Below are 20,813 nucleotides of genomic sequence, written 5' to 3'. Positions count from 1 at the left end.
TCTTAATCCAGCATGACTTTTGTTGTTAAGGCAAGCAGATTGCGCAAAGTATCGGTTCTGAGCACATAATACAGGCGGTGATCTACCCGTTCGATGTCCAAAAGATCCAGGAAAAACAGGAAGTTGGCATGATAATTCACAGCTGCAGGTGTGATGCCAAGCGCAGTTGCGATTTCCTTACCATAGTGCGGCCGCTGTTTGAGCAGAAGAAGGAGATCCAGGCGTCGTTTATCCGAGAAGGCCTTGAGGAACAGCTCGGTCTTCTCCCGGTCGGCAACGGGTCCGTATACGCGGTCATTGTGTACGCCGAAGATGACCCAGCCTATCTGCCCGGTTTCCGTATGGAAATTGTAGAAGCTGTTGTTCACCTGTGAAACAAAGCTGACATGGAAGGTGGCAGGAAAGTCAAAGATTGCAGGCTCATTCTTATGAAGTTCACGAATAAAAACCTCCGGGTTACTACGGAACTGTGTCTCATAACGGAGTGAGGCCTGTTCAGAAATTGCTTGAATCCGGTCTTTCCATTGAATGAAAACATCCTGATGGAACTGACGCAGGAGCTGTATGTAACGCAGCTTGGTTTCTTGCGGACGCGCAAGGCATTCAAGCAGCGGACCATGGGCTTCTACCACCTCAGGCTGAGGTTGCGTGTCCGAAGCAAGTTCTAAGAGTTTATTGAGATCCTTTTTGACCACCTCCCAATCGTTGCCCTTCAGCAATGCCTCCAAATTATCGTGGTAGACGCCATATACCATCTCTGAAACGATATGCTCAGCGGGGCTATCCTCCAGTCGGTTGATCCATTCTTCGGCAGTCTGCGCTTCTGGATAGGAACAGGCGGATTCATATAGCGGGAAATCCAGAGCATTATGAAAAAAGTTGTGACGGAAAAAAAACATCAGCTCACGAGTGAAATGAGGTGACAATAACTTTCGGGCATCTTCAAAATAAGTCCCCAGCAGCTCATCAATTTCGATTTTATATTCCGCTGCCAGATCTGCCAGCTGATCCTCACAGGCCAACATTCCCATGGAAACAATAAACTCAATCGCCTCGTTGTACGCAAAACGGATATTTTTCAGTAGTGTCTCTTGCAAAGAATAGTTCATTTGTTCCTCCCGATTATATTTTATTTTTAAAAAAATTGAATATTAATTATTTATAAGTAACATTCAATTTTTACTTAATGTTAAAATAAGCTAAAAACTGGAGTTTGTAAAGTAGGAATTAGATGAGTTTCATTCAGCTAACGGGTGGAACGCCAAAAAACTGCCTCACCGGAAGTCCTACACAGGACTTGGATGAGTCAGTTCGACCGCCGAGTTGCGGCTTTGGAAGAGTTTTAATGAGGAGACAGGGAACAGTTATGTCAACTGCGACATATACTCATAAGCTGTAATTGCGGAAGACGCTTTTAAAATGCCGGTTCAGATGGGTCAGGTCCGTGAAGCCGAATTCGGCCACAGCGGCATAGATATCCTTATTCTTCTCGATGAACTGTCCGGCATGCTCGACCTTGCAGTTCAGGAAGAATTGATAGGGTGAGGTTCCGGTATGGGCTTTGAACTCGCGGATGAACTGGTATTTGGACCGGTTGAACTCCCGCGCAAGGTCGCCGAGCTTCAGTACGTGGTCCAGGCTGAAGTACATCATTTCTTTGGCTTTGGCGACAAAAGCATTGTCAATCCGCTGCGCGGTCTGTATTTCCGTATGGGACAAGAGGCTAACCAGCTGAATAAGCATTTCGCTGCCCAGTGACTCGTCGGCCCCGCTCTGGACAGCGTGACTGAGAGTACAGATACTCTGCGCCAGCTCCCTGTCATATACGATAGGAGCGGTGAAACGCAATTCCTGTTTGCCCAGAATTTCTGCCATCCGGGCAGGCTTGATATACAGCATGATATAGTCAATGCCGGAAACCGATCACCGTAATGACTATGACGAAGATGAAGGAAGCTGCTTCGTTATAAGGGAGTGCTACAACAGGTTCAATATCCCCATTACCATAACGAAGGATCCGATCCATAGGGCAACTGCTCCTCTGAAGCGCATGGAGCTGATATAGGCGTCACTGGGCTCCCCGTCGCCCTTCGTTTTCCAGCTCTCACTCGCCTGCCAGGTGAAGGTGGGATTCCGGCGGACATATAGTCCAAACGCATTGATTCCGATTCCTAACAGCAATATGATAATTCCATCAAAAGTTCCGATGATCATCAGCTCCCCTGTATGTTCAAAATTTCAGCCGTTAATAACTAATACGTCACTTGGCTTAGGAAAGTTTTATAATAAGCAAAAATGAATGCACTGAACTAGCGAGTGAAGCGCATTGTTATACTATATAGATTGAACTTGGACATACGGAGGGACAAATACTTCAGAAGATTCAAGGATACACGGACCTATTCGAAGCGGATTGCCCGGACCCTTGATCATCATGAGCTGATCCTGGTCACTGGGGGACGGGGCAGTGTGATGGTGGACCATAAGAAGCATCCGTTCAGGGCAGGAATGCTGTTCTATATCCGCCCCGGTGTATTTCATTCGATAGAGTTCGATCTGGAGGACCCGATCTACTTCTTGGCTGTACATTTCAGTTATGCACAGGTCCAGCTGATGGAGGGACAGTGGTCACTGGGAGAACAGCCGGAGACGCTCCCGCTGCACACCGCGCAGGATCTGAAGGATTATTATCAGATTGAAGAGAGCTTCAGCAGACTGGTTGAAGGCTGGAATGCCAAGCTGCCCGGATATGAATTTGCCGCGAAGACAGCACTGCAGCAGCTCCTGATTGCCATTTACCAGAACAACAAGCGGAGTCATCAGAATTTCTCCACCTCCCTGAAGGTTGAGAAGCTCATCGGGTACATGCAGGAGCATGTCTGCACTACTGTAACCTTGCCGGAGCTGGCCGGGCTGGTACAGCTGTGCATCGCCGCAAGCGGCCGTCAGGCTGCTCCTTATACAGCTGATCAGGTGATAGGGAATGCGGTAAAGCTGGTGGATGCTTTTACACAGAAAGGCGCCTTTGTGGTGCTTGTCAGGGTATCCAGCCTGGATGGCAGGGATATGGTCAGAGTTGTGACCGATTCCGTAGCAGCACCGGTGAATTATCCTGAAGGCTGGGATCAGATTGTACCGGATCTTGCCGGATTCAAGAATACGTACACGGTTACGAAACGGCAATGGGGAGCCTTCTTCGGCACCGATCTGGACCTGCAGCTGAGACTCCGCGGCATTCAGAGCCTGGTACTCTGCGGCATCTCCACCAGCATTGGCGTGGATACTACAGCCAGAGAAGCCTATCAGCTGGGCTATCAGCAAGTATTCGCAGAGGACGCGATGACAGCAGGCACAAGGGAAGAGCATGATTATGTCTGCCGGACGATCTTCCCGCGAATAGGACGTATCCGGACTAGCGAAGAAATCGCAGCAGGACTGAAATAAGCCATAAGGTACATCTTCAACTTAACGGATTGCGGCGGTTTGAGGTACACTTAAGATAAATCGAAGCTCCCTGCGGTTCTGGACCAGGAAAGACGGGACATGTCCCAACCTTTGTCAATTCAGCGATGTGAAGTATAATAGTGCGATAGTATTTCTTCTGAAGGAGAGTCCTTTGTGTTCAAAATAATGCTAATCGAAGATGATATCACCCTGTTCGGGGAGATCAGGGAGAGGCTTGCCCAATGGTCCTATGAGGTGTACGGGATTACAAATTTCGGTAAGGTACTGCAGGAGTTCTCGGAGGTAAAGCCCGACCTGGTAGTGATTGATATCCAGCTGCCGCAGTTCGACGGCTTCCACTGGTGCCGGATTCTGCGCAGCCACTCCAAGGTGCCGATTATTTTCCTCTCCTCCAGGGACCATCCTAGCGATATGGTGATGTCGATGCAGCTTGGGGCCGATGATTTCATTCAGAAGCCGTTCCATTTCGAGGTGCTGATTGCCAAGATTCAGGCCATCCTCCGCCGGGTCTATAATTACGCCAAGGAAGGCACGGAGCTGAAGACCTGGCGCGGAGCGGCGATTGAGTTCGTGAAGAATACGGTCACGGGCAGCGGGGGAGCGGCCCTGCTGACCAAGAATGAGATGATGATTCTCAAAATCCTGCTGGAGCGCAAGAACAGTATTGTGGAACGTGAGGAGATCATCACCAGCCTGTGGGACAACGAGCATTTTGTCAGCGATAATACGCTGACTGTGAACGTGAACCGGCTGCGCAAGAAGCTGGAGCCGCTCGGTCTGGATGCCTACATAGAGACTAAGGTGGGGCAAGGGTATATAGCGACTGAAGAGGCGGCAGAATGATAAGGAAATACATCACCGAGAAGCGGAGCTGGCTGCTCCTGCTGGCCGCCCTCCAGCTGATTATTATTTTCGTGGCCTTTATTGACTCTGCCATACCGCTGCTGCCAGTCCTATACATTGTACTGCTGAATACGCTGCTCTGTCTGGCCTTCGTCTTCCTGCGCTATTCCCGGGAGACCCGGTTCTATAAGAGCCTTGCCTCCTGGGATCAGATCTATGAGCTGCAGGCGGTCCTCGATCCCGGTAGTCCGATGGAGCGGCTGGTCCATGAGGCGGTAAGCGCCCAGACAGACCGCTACAAGCGCGAATCCTTCATGAATGTCCAGCTGCTGGAATCGGAGAAGGACGAGCTGCTGGCCTGGATCCATGAGGTCAAGACCCCGCTTACTGCCATGCAGCTCATGATAGAGCGCCTGCCGGACGAGACCCTGCAAAGACAGATGATGTACGAATGGCTGCGCATTCACCATCTGCTCGACCAGCAGCTGCATCAGAAGCGGATTCCCTTCATCCGTAATGATCTGTTCATTGAAAAGGTCAGTCTTGCCCCTATCCTTAATAAGGAGATACGGGCACTGAAATCCTGGTGCATCTCCAAACGCATCGGGTTCGACGTAGAGCTTGAGGCCGAGACCGTGCTGACAGACGGCAAATGGCTGGCCTTCATGCTCAGACAGCTCCTGACCAATGCCGTGAAATACAGCGAAGCCTCCGATATCCTCATCCGGAGCCGAGAAGAGGGCGGCCATGTCGTGCTTGTCATTGAAGACAGCGGACAGGGGATAGATCCCAGGGATCTGCCGCGCATCTATGATAAGGGCTTCACCTCATCGCGCTTCCGCCAGGAGGGGGCAGCCACCGGCATGGGGCTGTATCTGACCCGGCAGGTTGCGGAGCCGCTGCAGATCAGACTTCACGCTGCTTCCGTGCTTGGGCAGGGGAGTGTGTTTACGTTAACTTTTCCAAGGGAGAATGACTTTCAGCGGCTAACAGGCATGTGACAATAGTGTCACATGCCTGTTCCATTTGTTCGGCGAAGCGCAGGAAAATGATCATCCACCCGCTTATGATAGAGCTATAGAAAAGGAGTGGGGAACAGATGCTTATCATGCAAGCTAACAAAATCTATAAAACCTATGGCAACAAATTCAATAAACAGGAAGTCCTGAGCGGTATTGATCTTCAGGTGGACAAGGGTGAGTTCGTAGGAATCATGGGTCCGTCCGGGTCCGGCAAAACGACGCTTCTGAACGTATTGTCCTCCATTGACCGGGTAAGCAAGGGCACGATCGAAATTGAGGGCAAGGAATTCACCGGGATGAAGGAGAAGCAGCTCGCCGAGTTCCGCAAGCATCACCTCGGGTTCATCTTCCAGGATTATAATCTGCTCGACACGCTGACCGTCAAGGAGAATATCATGCTGCCGCTATCGATTACAGGCATGTCCAAGAAGGAGGCGCACCAGAAATTCGACCAGGTAGCGGGCGAGCTGGGAATCTATGAGCTGAAGGATAAATATCCGGCGGAAATCTCAGGCGGGCAGAAGCAGCGTACGTCTGCGGCACGGGCGTTCGTGCATGATCCGAGTATTATTTTTGCCGATGAGCCGACGGGAGCCTTGGATTCCAAATCTGCGTCCGATCTGCTGAACAAGCTGGCTGCCATGAACAGCAAGCGTGAAGCTACCATTGTCATGGTTACGCATGATGCCGTGGCCGCCAGCTACTGCAGCCGCGTGGTGTTCATCCGGGACGGGCAAATCTACACCCAGCTGAACAAGGGGGAGGAATCGCGGCAATCCTTCTTGGGTGATATTATCAGCACCCAGGGCGTACTTGGCGGTGTCACACAATGAGCCTGAATTATATTATCCTGCGGAACCTCAAAAAGAACATTAAGAACTATTATCTTTACGTTTTTGCTCTTATTTTCAGTGTGGCCCTGTATTTCTCTTTCGTGACGCTGCAGTTCGACCCGGCCATGCACGAGGTCAGCGGTTCAATCAAAGGCGGGGCAGCCATTGGCGCGTCCTCAGTGCTGCTGGTTGCGATTGTGGCCATCTTCCTGCTGTATGCGAACACTATCTTCATCAAGCGCCGCAGTAAGGAGATCGGGCTGTTTCAGCTGATCGGGCTGACCAAGAGCAGAATCTTCGTGCTGCTGAGCGCCGAGAATCTGATTCTATATTTCGGATCGATGTTCGCGGGGATCGGTGCAGGGTTCGTGATGTCGCGGCTGATCCTGATGATTCTGTTCAAAATCCTGGAGGTCGAACAGCTGGCGGCCTTGCGCTTTTCCCCCGAGGCTTTGCAGCGGACGGTGCTGGTTTTTGCCGCCGTGTACGTGCTGATTATGATTATGAATTACACCTTCATCCGGGCCCAGAGCATTCTGTCGCTATTCAAGGCTACGGCCACTTCCCAGACGCGCATTCAGAGAATGTCGCTGTGGGAGGTTGTGATCGGCGTGCTCGGGATGATCAGTATCTGTGGAGGATACTATATCTCCGGGGAGCTGTTCAGCGGCAAATTCACGGGCATGGGCGGATTGATGTATGCGATGATTGCTATCCTCGCACTGGTGATTATCGGGACTTATCTGTTCTACAAAGGCTCGGTCAGCTTCCTCTTCAATCTCATCCGCCGCAGGAAGAAGGGCTACCTGTCCATTCGGGAGGTATTATCGCTCTCTTCTATTATGTTCCGGATGAAATCGAATGCCCTGCTGCTGACGGTCATCACCACGGTATCCGCGCTGGCGATCGGCCTGCTCTCTCTGAGCTATATCTCATATTATTCGGTGGAGTCCTCCGCGCGCGAGAGCTCGCCGCATGATTACGGCTTCCTTCAGAAGGCGGATGAGGCCGGATTCCGGGAGGCGCTCGACAAGGCCGGCATAGGTTATACCACTCTGGAGATTCCAACGGTGCAGGTAGAGGTGGATCTTAAGGAGGTCCTGGATACTAAAAATTTCTCCAACAATGACACCAGTCTATTGGCTACCGTGATTAGTGAGAGCAGTCTGAAAAACATGGATTTGCAGCCGGGCGAGGTACGGATTATGGGATACACAACTACGAAGCAAACCATGCATCAGCTCAAGAACAAGGGGGAACTCGCCTTCTCCACCAAGGATGGTGTTATGAAGCAGCAGCTCGCAGGATTGTCAGAGGAGACTGTTCTGCCGTATTATTTTGGCGGAGGTGTTCTGGGGGTGTTCGTGGTGGATGATTCAGTCTTCCAGGAATTGCTTCAGCATAAAGATCCGGATGAGCAAAAAAGAGTGAGCGGCGAAGGAATCTATTACGGTATCAATCTTACCGGGTCCTCGCAGGCCAAGCAGGCTTATGAGATTTATAAGCAGCAGAAGCCGGAGCTGCAAAGCTTCTCGCAATATGAATTTGAGTTCAACCAGCGGACCAATATGGGCCTCATTATGTTCATTGTCGGCTTCCTGGGCCTGACGTTCCTGATCACCTCCGGCTGTATTCTTTATTTCAAGCAAATGGATGAGAGCGAGGAGGAGCGGGAGGGATATACGATCCTGCGCAAGCTGGGCTTCACCCAAGGGGATCTCCTGCGCGGCATCCAGTTCAAGCAGCTGTTCAATTTCGGTATTCCGCTGATTGTCGGGCTGTGCCACAGTTACTTTGCGGTGAAATCCGGCTGGTTTTTCTTCGGGACCGAAATGCTGACTCCAATGTTCGTCGTTATGGGGGTCTATACCGTGCTGTATTCGATCTTCGGCATCCTGTCCGTCCTGTATTACAAGCGGGTAATCCGGGAGTCACTGTAAAGATATGTACTGATGAGGATAGCCTTGGGGCTGTCCTTTTTCTTTTTAGAGGATTATACTACTGCTGATTTCATCCAAAAGTTCTCAGCTCTTGCCTTACGCAAAACAGGCAGCGATAATGGTATAATAAGGAGGAAATTTCAGACTATAGACAGAAGAGGTGGGGGCGTGTCAGTTACAGTTGGGGAGATTAAATCGATTAACCGTTATCCGGTAAAATCCTTTGCAGGTGAGGCACTGGAGGCCTGTAAGGTTGTATCTTACGGAGTGGAGGGGGACCGGTATTGTTCCTTTTATGATATGACCAAAAAAGACTGGTCCCAGTATATCACTGCCCGGAAGATTCCGAAGATGATGTCCTATATGGCGGAGTATACGGGGGAAGATATCCGTGTAACGGCTGCGGATGGCCGGGTGTTCGGCTGGGACCAGGAGCTGCTGGACGAAATACAGAGTTTGACCTCTACCGAAATTACGATGTCTGCGTTCAAGGCACCACACCCGGAGGAGCAGTACCCGGAGCTATTATCGGTAGATGGGGCAAGTATTCTGCTGGTGACCGATAAGAGCTTGAAGAAGCTGGAGGCGATGTGGGGCAAGCCAATTGACCAGCGCCGCTTCCGCGGCAACTTTCTCGTGGAAGTGAGTGAGGACTCGCTCGGGGAGGAAGAGTGGCTCGGCCGCCGTCTGTCGATAGGCAGTACAGTGCTGCAAGTGGATAGCTATTGCGAGCGCTGCGTAATGATTACGACAGACCCGGATACCCTGGAACGGGACAGTTCGCTGCTGAAGCAAGTATATAAAGAGCTTAAGCAGCAGTTCGGCGTCTATGCTTCTGTAATCCGCACGGGAGAAGTTCGGCTGGGCGATCAGGTTCATATGCTGGATAACTAAGCTGGACAGGGGTGAACGATATGCTGGAGTTGTCCATGGAGCATGCGGATGAGCTGGTGAAGGTGACACATGCGCTCTCTACAGAGCTAAGGCTCAGAATGCTGGCGCTGCTTAACACCCGGAGAATGAATGTAGCGGAGCTGGCTGAAGCGCTGGAAATTCCGGTATCTACGGCAGCCTCCAACGTGAAGGTACTGGAGCAGGCAGGGCTGATTGAGACCGAGCTGCTGCCTGCTTCACGCGGGGCGATGAAGGTATGCAGCCGGATCTATGATGATATCAAGATCACGATCAATGCCCCGCAGCGCCGCCTGCAAGCCGGTCAAGGCGAATATTGCTATGAGATCTCCATGCCGATCGGCAATTTTACAGCCTGTGAAGTGGCGCCTACCTGCGGGATGGTCAGTGAGAACGGTCCGATTATAACGGAGGATTCACCGGCGGGATTTTTCCATCCGGACAGGGTACAAGCCCAACTGCTCTGGCTGCGCAAAGGGTATCTCGAATACCGCTATCCGCTGGAAATTCCACAAGGAGCGGTGCTTCACCGGATTCAGTTCTCCATGGAGATCTGCTCAGAGGCACCGAATTACGAGAATGACTGGCCTTCGGATATCACACTGTGGATTAACCAGGTGGAGGTGGGAACCTGGACCTCGCCCGGCGACTTCGGCGGCAGACGCGGGAAGCTGAATCCCTCGTGGTGGATTGATACGGGAACCCAGTTCGGCGCACTCAAGACCTGGAGCGTAGATAATACCCGCAGCACTATCGACCATCAGGAGCTATCTGCTGTTAATCTGGAGCAGCTGAACCTCACCGGCCAGAACCACGTGGATCTGCGGCTGGGCGTGAAGGAGAATGCGGTCTTCAAGGGCGGTATGAACCTGTTCGGCAAAAAATTCGGCGATTATGAGCAGGATCTGGTGATGAAGATTTTTTATAGTGTGGAGCCTTAGTCTAGAAGTAAGGTGAATGTAAGATTTTATTTTCGGAAAAGAACCTGCTGCTTACGGCGAAGGTTCTTTTTGGCGTCACCATTGACATTTCAGCGGATTCTGCAATAATTGATACATATTTATTGTATTAAAACAAAAATATTGTTATTAAGGAGTGTGCGCATTATAATGACAACCCGGCACTATATCAAGGATTATCCGCGGCCGCAGTTCGTCCGTGACGCCTGGCAGAGCCTGAACGGGGAATGGGATTTCCGGTATGACGATGACAACATGGGGGAGCGGGAGAGATGGCATGAGGAGCTGCACGGCGATCTGAAGATTCAGGTTCCGTTCACGTATGAGACGGTGGCGAGTGGAATCGGCGAGACCACGTTCCATCCGTATGTATGGTATGAGCGGGAGGTACAACTACCTGACACCTTGGGCAACAAGCGGGTGCTGCTGAATTTCCAGGCGGTGGATCATATCGCGAAGGTGTGGGTGAACGGCAGCTATGCCGGGGGGCACCAAGGCGGGTACGCGGCTTTTACACTGGATATCACAGATTATCTGAACACAGGTGCCGGAGCGCTGAACCGTCTGACCGTCAAGGCAGAGGATAGCCAGAGCTGTACACAACCACGGGGCAAGCAGCGTTGGGTGGATGAGAATTTCGAGTGCTTCTATGTGCAGACCACGGGAATCTGGCAGAGTGTGTGGCTGGAGTATGTATCCCCTTCGTATCTTAAGTCTGTCAAAATCACTCCGGATCTCGATAACCGCTCGGTCCGCTTTGAATACGAGGCTCAGGTGGCAGCCCCGAATCTCCGGCTGGAGACCCGGATCAGCATGCAGGAGAAGACCTTCAAGCAGGTCTCGCTGCATATCGACCGGTCTTGGCAGCAGCTGGATGTAGAGCTGACCCATGAAGCGAATGGCCCGTGGAAGCTCCAGTCCTGGTCGCCCGCTTCGCCGGTGCTGTATGAGGTGGAGTTCGTTCTGTACGAAGGGGACAACATGATCGACCAGGTCTACTCCTACTTCGGACTCCGCAAAATCTCCATCGAACAAGGCAAGGTGCTGCTCAACAATACGCCAGTGTACCAGAAGCTGATTCTGGACCAGGGCTATTGGCCGGACAGCCATTTGACCCCGCCTTCGGAGGAGGCGCTGATTGCTGACATTGATGCGATTCTCGCGATGGGCTACAACGGGGTACGCAAGCATATGAAGATTGAGGATGCACGCTTTCTGTACTGGTGTGATGTGAAGGGACTGCTGGTCTGGTCGGAGATGGCGGCCACCTATGAGTTCAATGATGAGGCTGTGGAGCAGTTCACGAAGGAGTGGACAGAGATTGTCCGGCAGCAGTATAATCATCCCTCGGTTATTACCTGGGTGCCTTTTAACGAATCCTGGGGTATTCCGCAGGTCTACACGAACAAGCGGCAGCAGCAGTTCACTGAGGGCATCTATCATCTTACTAAGGCGATGGACCCGGATCGTCCGGTGATTGTCAATGACGGCTGGGAGCATACGATCAGCGATATTATTACCCTGCATGATTATGAAGAGAGCGGTGCAACGCTGTTTGCGCGGTATGCAGACTCCGACAGTGTGCTTGGCGGCAGCTCCTCATTTAATAACTGGAAATACGCGATGGCCAAGGGCTACGAATACCGGGGTCAGCCTGTCATAGTCAGTGAATTCGGGGGCATTGCCTTCAACACCGGCGAGGGGTGGGGCTATGGGGAGCAGGTCAGCAGCACGGAAGCCTTCATTGAACGGTTCCGCAGCATCACGCAGGCGATCAAGGATACACCTTACATCTGCGGTTATTGCTATACTCAGGTTACGGATGTGCAGCAGGAAGTGAATGGGCTACTTACGGCAGACCGGACACCGAAGATTCCGCTGGACGAGATTCGTAAGATCAACCGGCAGGCGAGGAAATAATCGTAACATTGTGACCTAAATAGCGGTGAATTATCGGTTCTACGACCACGGGAAGCCCTTTAGAATCTTTGGTGAAAGCACTTACATATAAGTGCGTTCAACAGGCTACACCTATTCAAGATTAAGAGGAGGGGCTTATGTGTTAAAAAAAGTGTTTACCTCGCTGTCTGCTTCCCTGTGTCTGCTGCTGATTTTTGCCGCTATCCCGGTGTTTGCCGCGAATGGACCGGTGGTGTGGGGGAGTTCCTCCACCATTACCAATATCAACACGTTCACCGATGCCGGTCCCGATGCCCGGGGCTTAAGACCCGGAACCTTCGGCGCGGAATATGCGCGGATGATCAAGCTGGCGAACGGAGACTGGCTGGCCGTCGCCGCCATCTACGACAACAACGGCTATACCAAGGTCTCCTGGGGCGGGACCCGGCTGCAGGTCTTCCGCAGCACCGACAACTGCCGCACCTGGTCGCTGATGTCCACCCTATGGGAGGATGGGCGTGACCTGGACAACGGGCAGCTCATCCAGCTGGCGAATGGCGAGATTCTGCTGGCGATGCGGTCTGTTCGCTGGCAGGAATCGTACAAGCTCAGAGTGTATAAAAGCGTGAATGGAGGCGCGAACTGGAGCTTCCTCAGCACCATCGACGAGAACAACGGAGCTCCCGGCGCGCTCGGGAATCCCGACAAAGGCGTGTACGAGCCGCATATGCAGCTCCTGAATGACGGCTCAGTCGCCGTAATGTATGCAAGCGAGAAGCATGTGACGGAGAATCCGTCGTACAGCCAGATCATCTCCCAGAAGATCTCTACCAACGGGGGAGCCAGCTGGGGGAATGAAATCTATGTCGCCTGGGACCCCTCCAATTCAGGCGCGCGTCCGGGGATGCCGGTCTGGACCAAGATGGCGAACGGGCAGTATATTGTAGCCTTTGAGGTGTGCGGGACGCAGAGCTGCAGAATTTTCACCAAAAAAAGTGCTGACGGCAAAACCTGGTCCAGCGGCATCGGCACCCAGGTCTCCACGAACCAGCAAGGCGGACCATACATCTTGTCCTTGGCGGACGGGCGTCTCCTGCTCAGCTCCAATTCCAACGTGCTGTCCCTGAGCAACGATTACGGGAACACCTGGGTGGACAATGATATTCCGGCATTCGGAAATTCATGGTGGACGGCGATGTACCAGACGGGAGCGAATGAGATTGCCTTCGTGAATTCGGTGGACCGGAGTGTCGGCGGGCATAATGTCCAGGTGCGGTTCGGGACGCTCAGCGGCACGTACAGCAATGATTTTGCAGCAAATGACAACGGGTGGGCCCGCTATGCTGGGACTTGGGCGGTAAGCGGCGGAACCTACAACCTGAATTCAGTGAATGCCGACAAATCGCTGTTAACCCCTTATCCTTCCAAAATGAATTATACGCTGGAGGGAGACATCCGGCTGAATAATGCAGGTCAGGCCAGTCTTCTCTTCAATGTGACCAGGCCGGGGACCGGGGCTGATCTGCAAAAGGGTTACGCAGCAGGGATTGACTCTGCCGGTGAGGTGTGGCTTGGACGGTTCAATAATAACTGGACCTCTCTCCAGACCGTAAATACTCCTATTGCCGTGAACACCTGGTACCACATGAAAGTTGTGGTCAATAACGGAAACATCAAGGTTTATGTGGGAGATATGACGGTGCCCAAGATTGACAAGAATGATGCCGTCTTTACTTCAGGCACAGTAGGTGTTCGCGGCGGCTTCGGCAACAGTGTCAGCTTTGACAATTTTACAGTGAATTGACTGGAATTTCACGGGGGCCTCTCAAGAGGTCCCTTTTTGCGTGCGCAGACGACTGTTCATGATCTGTCGATTCTCCACCCTGCGTAAGATCGTCTACCTGCCAGGGCTTCCGGCCGGGTTACATCTGTCGTTTGTTCACCAAGGAACGGCGGTTTGTCGGTTCAAGCACGGCGGTGTTCGCTGTAGAGTTATAGATAAGAAAGCCCTTACATCAAAGTGTGACGGCTTTCCTCGCACAAACTTTACGGAGAAGAGGGTTGTACAGATGAAGATGAAACAAGGCTTAACAAGTATGGTAACGGCGGGGCTGACACTGGCGCTGGTCCTGCAGGGATGCTCTTCCGGAAATACAGAGAACGGAGCGGCCAAGGCATCGAACGGGCCCGCAGCAACAGAGAGCGCAGGCGGCAGTCCGGTGGAGATCTCCTTCTGGAATATGTTCGGCGGCGGGGAAGGGGAATTCGTGGACCAGATCATCAAGGGCTACAATGACTCGCAGCAGGAGGTTAAGGTCAAACAGCTCCGTCTTGAATCCAACGAGTATTACGCGAAGCTCGGCACAGCGTTGTCGTCCTCCAAAGGCCCGGATGTTGCGGTAGCCCACGTGGAGCGGATCTCGCCGTTCGTGAAGGCCCAGCAGATTGTGCCGGTGGATGAGCTGGCCTCCAAGGCAGGCTTTGATCTGAAGCAGATTTCGGATTCCAATATCAAGAGTGTATCCTATGACGGTAAGCCTTACGCGGTTCCGCTGGATACCCATTTCCACATGTTCTACTACAACAAGGACATTCTGAAGCAGGCCAATCTGCTGAACGAGGACGGTACGCCCAAGCTGGATGATATGACCCCGGCAGGCTTCGAGAAGACGCTCTCTGAGATTCAGGCCAAGGTGCCGGATGTCCAGGCGATGGCGGTGAATACCCCGTATTTCCAGGAGCCGTTCCTCAATCTCTATTATGAAGCGGGCGGCGAGCTGCTGAACCCGGAAATGACCAAGGCGAGCATTAACAACCCGCAGGCACTGGATGTGCTGAACTTCTATATGGATGTCTTCAATAAAAAATATGCCGATCTCAATGACAAGACGCCGTGGGATACCTTCCATAACGGCAAAGCCGCCTTCTGGTTCGGCGGGGTATGGGAAGCAGGGCTGCTGCTGGGGGATGAATCGCTGCACATCGGCGCTATGCCGCTGCCCCCGATCTTCGGCAGCCAGACGCACTGGGGCAGCTCCCATACGCTGGTCATCCCGTCCTACGTGACGCCGGAGAAGCAGGAAGCCGCAGCCAAGTTCATGAAGTACTTCTCCGAAGTGGGCGGGGAGATCTGGGGACAGGCGGGTCATGTGCCGGCGAACAGCAAGATTACAGAGAGTGAAGCCTACAAAAGTCTGCCTTACCGCAGCGAATTCATCGAGGCGCAGAAGACGGTGAAGTTCGCGCCGCCAACCGATAAATATACGACGATTATCACCACCGTTTCCGAAGGACTGCAGAACATAATTTTTGGCAGCGAGACGCCGGAGGATGGCCTGGCTAAGCTGGAGAAACAGATTAACGAAGTGCTGGAGAACTAGCCTTATCTGACTGGATTGGGATGAACTACTGCCAGAGGCAGGTCAGTCCCAATCCGGCTCATGATTCATTTCAACTGAAGGAGAGAGATAATGATGGAGCGGAGCTTGAGTGAGAAAAGGCCGGCTGCGGCTCTTCGCAGAGCAGAGCCTGTACACCTGCTGACTGAACTGAAGGCTATTCTGTACCTGATCCCGTTCCTGATCCCGTTCACGGTGTTCTATCTGTGGCCGGTGATCCGCGGAGCCTGGATGAGTCTGCATGTGTGGGGCATTCAAGGGATGCAGAAGTATGTGGCTTTGGCGAACTATGCAAAAATACTGCAGAATTCAGATTTCTATGCTTACCTGTGGAACTCATTCTATTTCGTGCTGCTGTGCGCGCCCACGGTCATCATCCTGGGCCTGCTGCTGGCCCTTATTATTAATCAGAGAATCTGGCTGCGAACCCTGATCCGCTCAGTGTTCTTCCTGCCGTATGTCCTGTCGGTCTCTGTAGTCAGCTTCATCTGGCTGCGGCTGCTGGATGCGAAGAACGGCCCGGTCAATGCAGCCTTACATATGCTTGGCATTAATGCGGACATTAACTGGCTTACGGATCACAGGTTCGTGTGGTGGGCAATTACAATAGCGACTGACTGGTGGAGCGTCGGATTCGTTATGGTGCTGTTCCTGGCAGGTCTGCAGGAGATTCCGGCCGACCATTATGAAGCGGCGAAGATTGACGGTGCGAACGCGTGGCAGCGGTTCTGGAGCATTACTCTGCCGGGACTGTCCAGTGTGATGAAGATCCAGATCTTTTACCAGATTATTAACTGTCTCAAGCTGTTCGGGCAGGTACAGATTATGACCGGCGGCGGTCCGGGCGATTCCACGAATACGATGATCCGCTATATCTATGTCACGGGGTTCAAAAAGGATATGTTCGGCATGGCTGCGGCGCAGTCCATGGTGTTCTGCTTCATCATGCTGCTGATCGCCGTGATTCAATTCAAAATTACAGACCGCAAGGACGGATAGGAGAGGAGAAGATTCATGAAGAAGCTTGCTTTAAATACTGTGGCTATTGTGCTTGCCCTGCTGTTTGTTTTTCCGCTGATCTGGATGTTTCTCACCTCCCTGAAGCCCGATGGAGTGAATGTCTATACGCTGGCCGATTGGGTGGATTGGTCGGATCTGAATACCGGTAACTATGTCAAGGTCATTAGAGATTCGCAGATTCTGCTCTGGACCTGGAACAGTCTGTTGATCGGCGTACTCACTACCCTGATCTCCATTCTGCTTAGCTCGCTGGCAGCCTTCTCGTTCTCCAAGCTGCCGTTCCGCACAAGGGGCATCTTCTATGTGCTCATTGTCTCAGGCCTGCTGATTCCGACAGAAGCTATTCTGATTCCGCTCTATGAGACTGCGCTGCATCTGGAGCTGATCGATAATATCTGGGCCATTATCCTCCCGGGACTGACCAACCCGATCGGTATTCTGCTGCTGAAGCAGTTCATGGACGGCGTGCCTAAGGATTATATTGAAGCCGCGCAAATCGACGGCAGCCGCAGCTTCCGGCTCTGGTGGAGTATCTGCCTGCCGCTGACGCGCTCGGCGATGGTGTCTGTCGGGATCTTCTTTTTCATCCTCTCGTGGAACAATTTCCTCTGGCCTTATCTGGCGATTACCTCGGAGGAGAATATGATCCTGTCGGCAGGGCTGCCCACCTTTTTGTCGAATAATAATATGTCGCTCAATCTCATTATGACAGCCAGCGCCCTGGCGGCGATTCCGACGATCATTGTCTTCATTCTGCTCCAGCGTCAGATTGTTCAGGGCGTAGCCATGTCGGGGGTCAAGGGTTAGCCTGAACCAGATCATATAACGGGAAAGGATATAGAGCATGCGTACATCTCCTGAGAGTTCTGCCAGGTCCTTGCGGCTGCGCTTGCTATCCTGGATCATACAAATGAAGAGCAGCATGCGCTATAAGTGGATGCTGCTGCTTGTTCTCTTCTCCTTGACACCGCTGGTGGTCATGGGGATTATTTCTTTTTCCATCTCGAAATCAACCCTTAACGACAAGGCTACCGAGTATTCGGAGCATCTGCTCAATCAGACCGCTGATAATCTCGATACGCGCCTGGGCATCTACAAGGATATGCTGATGCAGGTGCTGAACAATCATGAGATTGTGGGAATGCTGCGGGCTCTTGATGGGACCACTCCGGCCAGCTATGATGTGGATAGTCTGTCTCTGACGACGAAGCTGTCCACGATTGTGGCAATTAATCAGGATGTACAGTCCATCTCCTTCGTCTCGGATAAGCACTATATCAAAGGGATCTACCGCTGGAGCACGCGCACGCCCGCCGAGGTGGAGCCGTTCCTTGCGACTCTTAAGGGCGGCAGCAATTTCCGCTGGTATCCGACCCGCTACGGCACTTATGTGGACAGCCTCAATTCCCAGAGCACCCATGTTTTCTCAGTCGCCAAGCAGCTCTACAAAATATCCGATGACAGTCCCCTGAAGATTGTTGCCGTGCTGGATATCCGAGAGGATGTGATTAAGGAGCTGGTCTCGAAGGCGGTCAGCAATAACCGTGACCTGCAAAGCTTCGTGATAGACGGCGGAGGCAGGCTCGTCTCGTACCCGGACAGCGGGCTGATCGGCCGGAGTGTGAGCGAGGTCCTGGGACAGGCAGGGTATGAGCAGCTCATGCGTACCGGACAGGAGGAAACGAGGTTCCCGCTTGGCTACAAGGGAGACAGCCTGATCGTGAATGCCAAGAAGCTGCATACGAATGACTGGGTGGTCGTCAATGTGATCTCCAAGGCGGCGCTGTATCAGGATTCCAACCGCCTGCTGCAGATTTTCATCTTCGTCGGGCTGCTCTGCATCATCTTCTCGGTCATTGCCGCGCTGGTGCTGGCGAACTCGATTACGAACCCGATTCTGAAAATGATCCGGCTGATGCGGCAGGTGATGTCCGGCGAGCTCAGCGTCCGCTACAAGGCCAAAAGCCGGCATGATGAAATCGATATTCTCGGCGACAACTTCAACGCAATGGTCGTGCAGATCGACGGACTCCTGAAAGCGGTATATCTGGAGCAGGACCGGAAACGGATGGCTGAACTCAAGGCGCTGCAGGCGCAGATTAACCCGCATTTTCTATACAACACGCTGGATATTATTAAATGGACGGCGCTCATTCAGAAGGCCAATAACGCGGCGGAGATGGTCAGCTTATTATCGCGTCTCTTGCGGATCAGCCTGGGCCGGGGGGAAGAGACGGTGACGGTGGAGGAAGAGATCGAGCATGTACAGTGTTATCTGGGCATACAGAAGTTCCGGTTCAACTTCAAGATTGACACTATCATTGAGATGGATGAAGACGTCCGCCGCCTGCGTACGCCGAAGTTGATTCTCCAGCCCATTGTCGAGAATGCGATCATCCATGCTTTTGGGGAGATGGAGTCCGGCGGTATGCTCCGTATCTCCTGCACCAAGGCACCGGGCAACCTGCTGTGGTTCGAGGTCACTGACAACGGCAAGGGCATGGACCCTGTGCAGGCCAGTAGTCTGCTGGATGGGCAGGCGCGGGAGGAGGAGAAGCCGGGAGGCATCGGGCTGGCGAATGTGGACGAGCGGATCAAGCTCATTTGCGGCAAAATGTACGGGCTGGACCTGCGCAGTGAACCGGGAAAAGGGACGTCTATCCGGATCAAGCTGCCGCTTATCACAGACGACACAAGGGGGAACCACTGATATGTACCGGGTCATTATCGTAGAAGATGAATTTATCGTGAGATATGGCATCCGGTCGATGATTGAATGGGAAGCCATCGGGATGGAGGTCACCGGGGAGGCCGGGAACGGCCGGGAGGCGCTGGAGCTGATGGCAACCGGACTGCCCGACATCCTGATTACGGATATCAAAATGCCCGTCATGGACGGCATTGAGCTGATTGCCGAGGTGCGCAAGCTTTCTCTGGACCTAAAGATTGTTATCCTCAGCAATCTGGAGGACTTCCAGTATGCCAAGGAAGCGATTAAGCAAAATGTCTCCGACTATATCATCAAGTCGGATATGATGCCGCGCGACTTCGAGCAGGTACTGCTTAAGCTGAAGGACAGCCTCGAAGGGGCGCAGAAGCCTTGGGAGCAAAAGTCTGCGCCAGCTCAAATTGCGCCGGTGCATAAGGAGAAACTCCTGATCGAGCTGCTGGAGCTTCGGGCGGTTCAAGGCAGAATCGAACACGATACACTTGCGCGGGCAGGGCTTGCGGAGAAGCGGCCGCTTTATGTGCTGCAAATTCTGCCGGGGGGCAGAGCAGAGCCGGAGTATGGGCAGGGAGCAGCGGTAATCCGCAGCCTGCTAGAAGAGATAGGTCTTAACGATCCTTTTCTCGGCTATGAGCTGGTTCGTGACAGACAAGGTGTACTGCATGTAATTGTAACCTCAGAGGTAATGGTACGGACCGGTAAGGCTGCGATTATGGACCGCTTACTCAGCTCCAGTGAACAGTTGATTCTCCGGCTATCCAGACAATACGGCTGGACTGTAACGATTGGCATTAGCGGAGAAGTCAGGGAGTGGGCGGATTTGAAAAATGCGTATGTCCAGGCCGCAGGCGCTGCAAGGATGAAGCTGTTCATGGGAACGGGGCGTGTGCTGGTTCACGGTAGCGGTGAACTGCTGGCACAAGGGCCGCAGTCTGACGCTGCACAGCCTGACACAGCGCAGCATCAAATGACACAGTCAGGGACTACACTAGCGCCATCGCTCCAGATTAGCAGCCATCAGATTCAGTCGATGGTCTATGCTTTTCAGTCGCGGGAGCTGGAAGAATATCTGGAGCAGCTGTTTGGTCAGCTGGCTGTGCGCAGGGATGCGGAGCTGGTGCAGATTATTTCACTGGAGCTGTTGATGATTCTAACCACTCTGTGGCCGGATGTGTCGAAGGATGCAGAGCAGGTGCTTGAGCTGAAGAAGCAGTACTTTGACGAGCTGTCCAAGCTGGAGACGCTGGAAGAGAGCCGCGAGTGGTTCCTGCAGGCCTTCCAGGCGCTTGTTGCACATATGAAAGAGATGTATAATAGCGACCGTAACAGTATTATTAAGGCGACTCAGTATATCCGGCAGTATTATCACCAGGAGATTACCCTGCAGTCGATCAGCGGGCTGGTCCATCTGAGCAAGAACTACTTCGCCAATCTGTTCCGCAAAGAAGTCGGGGAGAGCTTCCTGGAGTATCTGACCCGCATCCGCATTGAGAAGGCGAAGACCTTGCTGACCGGCGAATTGAAGGCTGGCGACATAGGCAGTCTGGTCGGCATCCAGGACCCGAAGTATTTCTCCAAGGTATTCAAGAAAATCACAGGCGTATCTCCCTCCGAGTACCGCGCGCTGGTCCGCAAGGAGCGGTAAGGGAGCCTCGAGGCGGAACTTATTGCAAACGCTTACAATATTTAGGTAGCATGTACAGGAAAGTAGAGTCAGGGTGAGCCAGTTAAGTGAAGTGAAAGGGATTTGTCCCTCTGGTGGTGCTAAGTAATGTTGGTGAAGAGCACAAGTAC

General features: G+C 52.7%; 17 protein-coding genes. 14 read left to right on the top strand and 3 right to left on the bottom strand.

The window, feature by feature from the left end; translation table 11 throughout:
* Positions 1-2: 2 nt before the first annotated feature.
* From NST69_RS18600 to NST69_RS18590, 3 genes are all read right to left on the bottom strand, one after another.
* Positions 3-1,109, bottom strand: a complete 1,107-nt coding sequence (locus tag NST69_RS18600) for an ArsR family transcriptional regulator (RefSeq protein WP_341167843.1) — start codon at positions 1,107-1,109, stop codon at positions 3-5.
* 277 nt (positions 1,110-1,386) lie between these two features.
* Positions 1,387-1,899, bottom strand: coding sequence for an AraC family transcriptional regulator (locus NST69_RS18595; protein ID WP_341167844.1), 513 nt, complete (start codon positions 1,897-1,899; stop codon positions 1,387-1,389).
* 78 nt (positions 1,900-1,977) lie between these two features.
* Positions 1,978-2,214, bottom strand: coding sequence for a DUF6199 family natural product biosynthesis protein (locus tag NST69_RS18590; RefSeq protein ID WP_342546819.1), 237 nt, complete (start codon positions 2,212-2,214; stop codon positions 1,978-1,980).
* A 135-nt stretch (positions 2,215-2,349) separates the two neighbouring features.
* On the opposite strand from NST69_RS18590, the gene NST69_RS18585 reads away from it, so the two are divergent.
* The 14 genes from NST69_RS18585 (at position 2,350) to NST69_RS18520 (ending at position 20,664) form a co-directional block, all read left to right on the top strand.
* The gene (locus NST69_RS18585; protein WP_342546818.1) at positions 2,350-3,444 is read left to right on the top strand and encodes an isochorismatase family protein; all 1,095 of its coding nucleotides are present in this window, start codon (positions 2,350-2,352) and stop codon (positions 3,442-3,444) included.
* Between the two features lie 174 nt (positions 3,445-3,618).
* Positions 3,619-4,308 carry a response regulator gene (locus tag NST69_RS18580; protein WP_342546817.1) on the top strand — a complete coding sequence of 230 codons (690 nt, stop codon included), beginning with the start codon at positions 3,619-3,621 and terminating at the stop codon, positions 4,306-4,308.
* Positions 4,305-5,309 (top strand): sensor histidine kinase, encoded by a 1,005-nt coding sequence (locus tag NST69_RS18575; RefSeq protein ID WP_342546816.1) that lies wholly within the window; start codon positions 4,305-4,307, stop codon positions 5,307-5,309. Before NST69_RS18580 ends, NST69_RS18575 begins: the two co-directional genes overlap by 4 nt.
* 98 nt (positions 5,310-5,407) lie before the next feature.
* Complete coding sequence (locus NST69_RS18570) at positions 5,408-6,163, top strand: ABC transporter ATP-binding protein (RefSeq protein WP_036733135.1); 756 nt, start codon at positions 5,408-5,410, stop codon at positions 6,161-6,163.
* Positions 6,160-8,103 (top strand): ABC transporter permease, encoded by a 1,944-nt coding sequence (locus tag NST69_RS18565; protein ID WP_342546815.1) that lies wholly within the window; start codon positions 6,160-6,162, stop codon positions 8,101-8,103. Before NST69_RS18570 ends, NST69_RS18565 begins: the two co-directional genes overlap by 4 nt.
* A gap of 168 nt (positions 8,104-8,271) precedes the next feature.
* Positions 8,272-8,997, top strand: a complete 726-nt coding sequence (locus NST69_RS18560; RefSeq protein WP_342546814.1) for an MOSC domain-containing protein — start codon at positions 8,272-8,274, stop codon at positions 8,995-8,997.
* A gap of 20 nt (positions 8,998-9,017) precedes the next feature.
* Positions 9,018-9,956, top strand: coding sequence for a helix-turn-helix domain-containing protein (locus NST69_RS18555; RefSeq protein ID WP_209869708.1), 939 nt, complete (start codon positions 9,018-9,020; stop codon positions 9,954-9,956).
* A 168-nt stretch (positions 9,957-10,124) separates the two neighbouring features.
* A complete protein-coding gene (locus tag NST69_RS18550; protein WP_342546812.1) occupies positions 10,125-11,894 on the top strand; it encodes a sugar-binding domain-containing protein in 1,770 nt (589 codons plus the stop codon).
* 139 nt (positions 11,895-12,033) lie between these two features.
* Positions 12,034-13,677: a family 16 glycoside hydrolase gene (locus NST69_RS18545; RefSeq protein ID WP_342546811.1), complete on the top strand. Its 1,644-nt coding sequence runs from the start codon at positions 12,034-12,036 to the stop codon at positions 13,675-13,677.
* Positions 13,678-13,942: 265 nt separating this feature from the next.
* Positions 13,943-15,253: an ABC transporter substrate-binding protein gene (locus tag NST69_RS18540; RefSeq protein WP_342546810.1), complete on the top strand. Its 1,311-nt coding sequence runs from the start codon at positions 13,943-13,945 to the stop codon at positions 15,251-15,253.
* Positions 15,254-15,343: 90 nt separating this feature from the next.
* Positions 15,344-16,270: a sugar ABC transporter permease gene (locus NST69_RS18535; RefSeq protein WP_342546808.1), complete on the top strand. Its 927-nt coding sequence runs from the start codon at positions 15,344-15,346 to the stop codon at positions 16,268-16,270.
* Between the two features lie 15 nt (positions 16,271-16,285).
* Positions 16,286-17,098: a carbohydrate ABC transporter permease gene (locus tag NST69_RS18530; protein WP_342546806.1), complete on the top strand. Its 813-nt coding sequence runs from the start codon at positions 16,286-16,288 to the stop codon at positions 17,096-17,098.
* A 103-nt stretch (positions 17,099-17,201) separates the two neighbouring features.
* A complete protein-coding gene (locus NST69_RS18525; protein WP_342546804.1) occupies positions 17,202-19,001 on the top strand; it encodes a sensor histidine kinase in 1,800 nt (599 codons plus the stop codon).
* Position 19,002: 1 nt separating this feature from the next.
* Positions 19,003-20,664 carry a response regulator gene (locus NST69_RS18520; RefSeq protein WP_342546803.1) on the top strand — a complete coding sequence of 554 codons (1,662 nt, stop codon included), beginning with the start codon at positions 19,003-19,005 and terminating at the stop codon, positions 20,662-20,664.
* Positions 20,665-20,813: the final 149 nt, after the last annotated feature.

This window comes from Paenibacillus sp. FSL P2-0089 (assembly GCF_038595095.1).
Taxonomy (GTDB): domain Bacteria; phylum Bacillota; class Bacilli; order Paenibacillales; family Paenibacillaceae; genus Paenibacillus_AQ; species Paenibacillus_AQ silagei.
This window is presented reverse-complemented; position numbering and strand designations above follow the sequence as displayed.

What these genes read in the sequence shown, in the direction of transcription:
- NST69_RS18600 (WP_341167843.1), bottom strand. Translation starts at nt 1,109, where the DNA reads ATGAACTATTCTTTGCAAGAGACACTACTGAAAAATATCCGTTTTGCG.
- NST69_RS18595 (WP_341167844.1), bottom strand. Translation starts at nt 1,899, where the DNA reads ATGCTGTATATCAAGCCTGCCCGGATGGCAGAAATTCTGGGCAAACAG.
- NST69_RS18590 (WP_342546819.1), bottom strand. Translation starts at nt 2,214, where the DNA reads ATGATCATCGGAACTTTTGATGGAATTATCATATTGCTGTTAGGAATC.
- NST69_RS18575 (WP_342546816.1), top strand. Translation starts at nt 4,305, where the DNA reads ATGATAAGGAAATACATCACCGAGAAGCGGAGCTGGCTGCTCCTGCTG.
- NST69_RS18570 (WP_036733135.1), top strand. Translation starts at nt 5,408, where the DNA reads ATGCTTATCATGCAAGCTAACAAAATCTATAAAACCTATGGCAACAAA.
- NST69_RS18565 (WP_342546815.1), top strand. Translation starts at nt 6,160, where the DNA reads ATGAGCCTGAATTATATTATCCTGCGGAACCTCAAAAAGAACATTAAG.
- NST69_RS18555 (WP_209869708.1), top strand. Translation starts at nt 9,018, where the DNA reads ATGCTGGAGTTGTCCATGGAGCATGCGGATGAGCTGGTGAAGGTGACA.
- NST69_RS18550 (WP_342546812.1), top strand. Translation starts at nt 10,125, where the DNA reads ATGACAACCCGGCACTATATCAAGGATTATCCGCGGCCGCAGTTCGTC.
- NST69_RS18540 (WP_342546810.1), top strand. Translation starts at nt 13,943, where the DNA reads ATGAAGATGAAACAAGGCTTAACAAGTATGGTAACGGCGGGGCTGACA.
- NST69_RS18535 (WP_342546808.1), top strand. Translation starts at nt 15,344, where the DNA reads ATGATGGAGCGGAGCTTGAGTGAGAAAAGGCCGGCTGCGGCTCTTCGC.
- NST69_RS18530 (WP_342546806.1), top strand. Translation starts at nt 16,286, where the DNA reads ATGAAGAAGCTTGCTTTAAATACTGTGGCTATTGTGCTTGCCCTGCTG.
- NST69_RS18525 (WP_342546804.1), top strand. Translation starts at nt 17,202, where the DNA reads ATGAAGAGCAGCATGCGCTATAAGTGGATGCTGCTGCTTGTTCTCTTC.
- NST69_RS18520 (WP_342546803.1), top strand. Translation starts at nt 19,003, where the DNA reads ATGTACCGGGTCATTATCGTAGAAGATGAATTTATCGTGAGATATGGC.